The organism is Arthrobacter sp. P1_A5 (genome assembly GCF_056406825.1).
Map to the genome: position 1 here is coordinate 1 of NZ_JBFTZL010000208.1, position 5,795 is coordinate 5,795.

Here is a 5,795-nt window from a genome sequence, read left to right on the forward strand (position 1 = left end):
GTACAGCCGCAGGCTGGACCGGGACGGGGACGGCGTCGGCTGCGAGTAACGGCGGCCGGCCTGTCCGCGGGCCGGGTGGTCAGTTCTTCTGGTGCTCATGCAGGAGCCGGGCGCAGCGGATGAAGCCCAGGTGCGAATACGCCTGGGGATGGTTGCCCAGGTGGGTTTCCGTGCCGGGGTCGTATTCCTCGGGCAGCAGCCCCGTGGGACCGAACAGGTTCACCAGCTGGTCAAAGAGGTCCCAGGCCTCCTCGATCCGGCCGACGGCGATATAKGCCTCGATCAGCCAGGTGGTGCAGATGTGGAACCCGCCCTCCAGGCCCGGCAGGCCGTCGTCGTACCTGTAGCGGAAAACCGTGGGCCCCACCCGCAGTTCCCGCTCCACCGCCGTGACGGTGGCCAGGAACCGGGGGTCGTTGACGTCCAGCAGGCCGGACAGACCGATGTGCAGCACGGCTGCGTCCAGGTCCGGACTGTCGTACGCCACGGTGTAGGAGGACGCCGACTCGTCCCAGCCCTCGCGCAGGACTTCCTCCCGGATCTTCGCCGCCGTGGGCTCCCAGGCCGGCAGCGGTTCCCGGCCATGCCGGACGGCCGTGCGCAGCGCCCGGTCGAGCGCCACCCAGCACATCACCTTCGTGTAGACATGGTGCCGCGGCGCCCGCCTGGCCTCCCAGATTCCATGGTCGGCCTCCTGCCAGCGGGCCAGCACGGCTGCGGCCATCTGGACCAGCAGGTCCCAGTGCCCGTCGGAGAGCATGCCCTGGCGGGCGCTGAGGGCGTGGATCAGCTCGGCRATCGGGCCGAACACGTCCAGTTGCACCTGGTGGTCGGCGGCRTTSCCGATCCGSACSGGGCGKGATCCCGCGTAGCCGKGCAGGCTCTCGATGATSGCCTCGGTGGACAGCGGCGCCCCGGTCACGGAGTAGAGCGGATGGAGCCACTCCGGACCCGGGGCGTGGGTCAGGATCCGGCCCAGCCAGGCCAGGAAGCCCTCGGCCTCGGCCGTGGAGCCCAGGTCCACGAGCGCGTTGACGGTCATGGACCCGTCCCGCAGCCAGCAGTACCGGTAGTCCCAGTTGCGGGTGCCGCCGATTCCCTCCGGCAGTGAGGTGGTGGGTGCGGCCAGCACAGCGCCGGTGGGTTCGTGGACCAGCGCCCGGAGCACCAGCGCGGACCGGCGGACCAGCGACGGCTTCACGCCGGGCAGCTGCAGTTCGTGGACCCAGCGCCGGGAGTGATGGGCGACGGCGGCGCGGCGCCGGGCCTCATCATCAGTCTCGTCCCCGGGCACCGCGGGCTGCGGTTCCGTGTCGCCGCAGCGCAGGTTGAGGACCACCGGCCCGTCCCGCAAGTCGACCTCGCCGGTGGCGGTGCCGTGCCGGCCGTCCGAGGTGATGGAAAAGGCCACTCCGGGCGCCCGAAGTATGATGGGGTCCGCGGTTCCCACGACGTGCAGTTCCGTTCCGCGCGCCTCCATGCTGAACGGCGCATTCGCGTAGTCCGGCCGCGGAGCGAAGACGATTCTCGCCGTGCCGGTGCCGGACAGCACCCGGACCAGGCTGGTGATGCCGTCCGGGGCCGGCTCCAGGTAGTCCGTCACGGTGACGTCGGCCCAGCGGGTTTCAACGATCATGGTGCTGTCCACGTAGCGCTGGCCCAGGACCTGCGAGGACTTCGCCGGTTCCACGGAGAAGTGCCCCGCCGCATCGCCGCCGAGCAGATGGGCAAACAGCGACCCGCTGTCCGGCAGCGGGTGGCTCATCCAACAGATCTTCGCGTCCGGGGTGATCAGGGCGGTGGACGAGCCGTTGCCGATCATGGAGTGCCGCTCAAGCCCCACGGCGTCCTCGCCGAACAGCCACGCCCGCCGCAGTTCGAACAGGATCGCCAGGACGCGGGCGAACGACTCCGGGTCCCGGAGCGTGTGGGCCGCCACGCTGTGCCCCTCCCCCACGCGCAGCGCCATGTCCGGCCCGCGCAGCGTCGCCATGGCCAGCTCATCGCTGAAGGCGTCGCCGGCGTAAAGGGCGGCGCTCACGCCGAGCATGGAGCGCAGGTGCTCCAACGCGGAGGCCTTGGACGGTTCCACCACGGAGAGATCCAGCACCGAGCCGTCCACAATGAAGTGCAACCCGTGCTCCCGGGCGATCTCCTCCGCCTTCGTGGTGGCCAGTGCGACGACGTCGGGGGCGGCCGGGCGGGTGTGCACCGACACTGCGACCGGCTTGCGCTCAATGCTGATGCCCCGGTAGGCGCCCACGGTTTCGGCGAGTGCCTGGCTGGCCTGCTGCAGCACTGATTCGGTGGCGAGGGACAGCCCGTGGGCGTAGCCCATGTCGAACTCCGCGCCGTGCGAGCCGACCAGGTGCACCTCCGCCGGGAGCCGTGAGACGGCGGCCAGATCCCGCAGCGACCGCCCGGAGATGACGGCCGCGTGGGTGTTCGGGAGGGCTGCCAGCGCCCTCAGCGCGATCGCCGCGCTGCCCAGCGGCAGGGTCTCGGTGGAAATGCCTTCTGCCGCGCACAGCGTGCCGCCGTAGTTGCAGGCCACGAGCAGCCCGGGAGTGCGGGCCAGGATCTTGAGCTCAGCCAGCAGTTGCGGCGTGAGCCCGTCGTCGGCCGCGTTGGTCTGCACGAAAGCGCGGAGCAGGCCCAGCGGGAGGGATTTGGTGAGAAGCGCAGAGTCGGCCAGGGCCTGGTTGAGCGGTGTGGGCATCGGCGCGGTCCTTCGAGTAGTCCCCAATGCCTGCATGCGAAGCGTCCCCGGGAGGACGCACTTCAAGTATCGTCCCGGGACGATTTCGCATGGGTGTCCCTGCAGTTGCAACTATGTAACATCCGCCGGGCCGCCCGGACACCTTGGGACCAGCGATGGCACCAGGTGCTGGTTCCTTGCCGCGCCGCCATGCCGTTGCGTTTCAGCAGCCGGCCGGCCTGTATTCGTAGGTCCCGGCATCGGCCGCGCCGCCGCCCTGGCAGTCGCCCTTCTGGTTGGCCGGCCGCCCGTCCAGATCCAAGGGGAAGGGGCTGACCCCGGCCCGGTCAATGGCCGGGCTCGCGCCGGAGAGGTGGAGATCGGCGGGTGCGTTGACAAAGTCGGCCGGTTCAGTAGTGGAGGTGGCATCGGGAATGATGTTCGTGGGGCCGTTGAGGACGTTTTCCCGCTCGGTCCAGCCGGCGCCGTCCATCCACAGCGCATTGCGGGCGGCCACCAGGATGTTTCCCCTGACGACGGTGGAGGCCGGGCACGACGCGTGGCAGACCAGAGCCTGGGAGTCCGCGCCGTCCAGCCACACGGTGTTGTATTCGAACGTGGTGCCGTTGGTTGGGCCGAAGGAGGACGTCCTGCCGCGCGCGATCAGCCCCATGGCCTGGGAGCAGTTGGGGCCGCAGGTGGACCGGACCAGGTTGTAGCTGTACGTGTTGCCGTCGGCAGTTCCGCCCTTCCCGCGCCCCAGTTCGGAGAAGACGTTGTTATCCACGGCCACGTTGTGGTGGATCCTGTTCCGGTTGCCGTTGAATATTTCGAACGCGCTGCCGTCGTGGCCAAAGTCGTAGGACACCGCGGTGGAGCCGGTGACGGTGTTGCCGGCGAACTCGTTGTCGCTGCCGTTGATCAGGAAGCCAAAGGCGCCCGAGTCGTCATCGCACTTCAGGGACGTGGCGGTGCCGCACAGCTCCCCCGGCGTATTGACGTTCATGATGTTGTTGTCGGCAAGCGTGTTGTTGGTGTAGGTGCCGAAGTCGGAGCCCTCGCTCACTTTGATGCCCGCGGCATTGTTCCTGGCGGCGGAGTTCCGCACGGAGCCGTGGTCGCCGTAGATGCTGAAGCCCGCATAGCCGCACGACTCCGCCCGCAGGCCGTCAACGGCGATGTAGTCGCCGTCGAGCCTGACGCACGTTCCTGCCAGTCCGCCCGTAACGGCGGGCGGATCGCCGCTTCCGTAGGCATTCAGCGTGACCCTGAGCCGGCTGGTGCCGCTCTGGCCGACCACGAGGCCGCCGGAGAAGATGTCTCCGCGGCGAAAGCTGACCGAGTCCCCGGGCCGCAGCGCAGTGGCATTGACCTTGTCGAGCGTCGCCCAGGCTGATTGCGGCGACGTCCCGTCGTTGGCGTCGCTGCCGTCGGCGCTCACGTAATACGTGGCGCCCTCGGACGACGCCGGCGCGGACGCGGACGGGCCGCCGAGCAATCCTCCCAGGAACAGCAGGACGAGCAGCGTGGCGGCGGCTGTGGACTTGATCTTCATGGGTGCACCTGGGTTTTCGCCATGTATCCGCGGTTCCGGGCGCCACCGCCAGCCGGCGGACCACATCGGCACCCTGAGGGGCTTAACGCTAAGAGCGGCCCCGCCCTAAGTCAACGGACAAGTCCGGCCACGCGCATCAAAATGTTCTTTTTTGCTACTTGACGTTCCTTATTGTGCGATTATGATAGCTAATGATGTGAGCTGCTTCACTCCACCCGCGTTATTTCAAAGGAGAAATTATGACCATGCATGAAGACGCACTGCTACGGGCCTCCAGCCGAGGCGGGTGGGACCGGAGGACGCTGCTGAAGACCTTCGGCGCCGGAGCAGTCGCGATGGCCGGCATCCCCCTGCTCTCGGCCTGCACGGGCGGCAGCGCACCTGCCAGCGGCGGGGCCAAGACGGCCACGTTCGGTTCCGGGTCCTCCGACGAGGTCCCCAAGGCTGCCTACAAGGCCGTGACCGACGCTTTCCAGAAGAAGTCCGGCATCGCGGTCACCACCAACGTGGTGGCGCACAACGACTTCCAGAACAAGATCAACACCTACCTCCAGGGCAGCCCCGACGATTCGTTCACCTGGTTCGCCGGGTACCGCATGCAGTACTACGCCGGTAAGGGGCTGCTCGCCCCGATCGATGACGTCTGGGAAAAGGTCGGCGGGAACTACTCCGATGCCCTGAAAAAGGCCTCGACCGGCGCCGACGGCAAGATGTACCTGATCCCGAACTACAACTACCCCTGGGGCTTCTTCTACCGCAAGAGCCTCTGGACGGAAAAGGGGTACACCGTCCCCACGACGTTCGATGAGCTGAAGGCCCTCGCCACCAAGATGAAGGCCGACGGCCTGATCCCGATTGAATTCGCGGACAAGGACGGCTGGCCCGCCATGGGCACATTCGACTACCTGAACATGCGCCTGAACGGCTACCAGTTCCACATGGACCTCACCGCGCACCGGGAAAGCTGGGACCAGAAGAAGGTCAGCGACGTCTTCGACACCTGGAAGGCCCTGCTCCCGTTCCAGAACCCGAACGCCCTGGGCATGACCTGGCAGGACTCGGCGAAGTCCCTCGCGGACAAGAAATCCGGCATGTACCTGCTCGGCTCCTTCCTCACCCAGCAGTACACGGACAAGGCAATCGCCGACGACATCGACTTCTTCCCGTTCCCCGAGATCGCGGTGGAAGGCCAGGACGCCATCGAGGCACCCATCGACGGCCTGCTGCTCTCCAAGAAGGGCGGCCAGAACCAGGCCGCCCGGGACTTCCTGGCCTACGTCGGCACCCCGGAAGGACAGGATGTGTACGCCTCGGTCGACTCGTCCAACATCGCCACCGCCAAGGGCGCCGATACCTCCAAGTTCACTCCGCTGAACAAGAAGCTGGCCGAAGCCATCAGCGGCGCCAAGAACATCAGCCAGTTCTTCGACCGCGATGCCCTTCCCGCCATGGCCAACAACGTGATGATCCCGGCGCTTCAGTCGTTCATCAAGGACGGCAACGTCGATGTGAAGAACCTGGAAGCCCAGGCCAAGTCCCTGT

General features: G+C 67.4%; 4 protein-coding genes. 2 read left to right on the forward strand and 2 right to left on the reverse strand.

The annotated features are described in order from the left end of the window. A partial coding sequence (locus tag AC1D1S_RS18605; protein ID WP_476995159.1) for an excalibur calcium-binding domain-containing protein occupies nucleotides 1–49 on the forward strand: 49 nt, incomplete at its 5' end. Nucleotides 50–79: 30 nt separating this feature from the next. Here AC1D1S_RS18605 and AC1D1S_RS18610 read toward each other — a convergent pair. Both AC1D1S_RS18610 and AC1D1S_RS18615 read right to left on the reverse strand, forming a co-directional pair. Beyond that, entirely contained in the window at nucleotides 80–2,719 is a 2,640-nt protein-coding gene (locus AC1D1S_RS18610; RefSeq protein ID WP_476995156.1) for a trehalase-like domain-containing protein, read from the reverse strand. Nucleotides 2,720–2,921: 202 nt separating this feature from the next. After that, on the reverse strand, nucleotides 2,922–4,253 hold the full coding sequence (locus AC1D1S_RS18615) for a hypothetical protein (RefSeq protein ID WP_476995157.1): 1,332 nt from the start codon (nucleotides 4,251–4,253) through the stop codon (nucleotides 2,922–2,924). Nucleotides 4,254–4,492: 239 nt separating this feature from the next. Here AC1D1S_RS18615 and AC1D1S_RS18620 point away from each other — a divergent pair. Next, the coding region (locus AC1D1S_RS18620; protein WP_476995158.1) for an ABC transporter substrate-binding protein at nucleotides 4,493–5,795 on the forward strand (1,303 nt) is incomplete at its 3' end.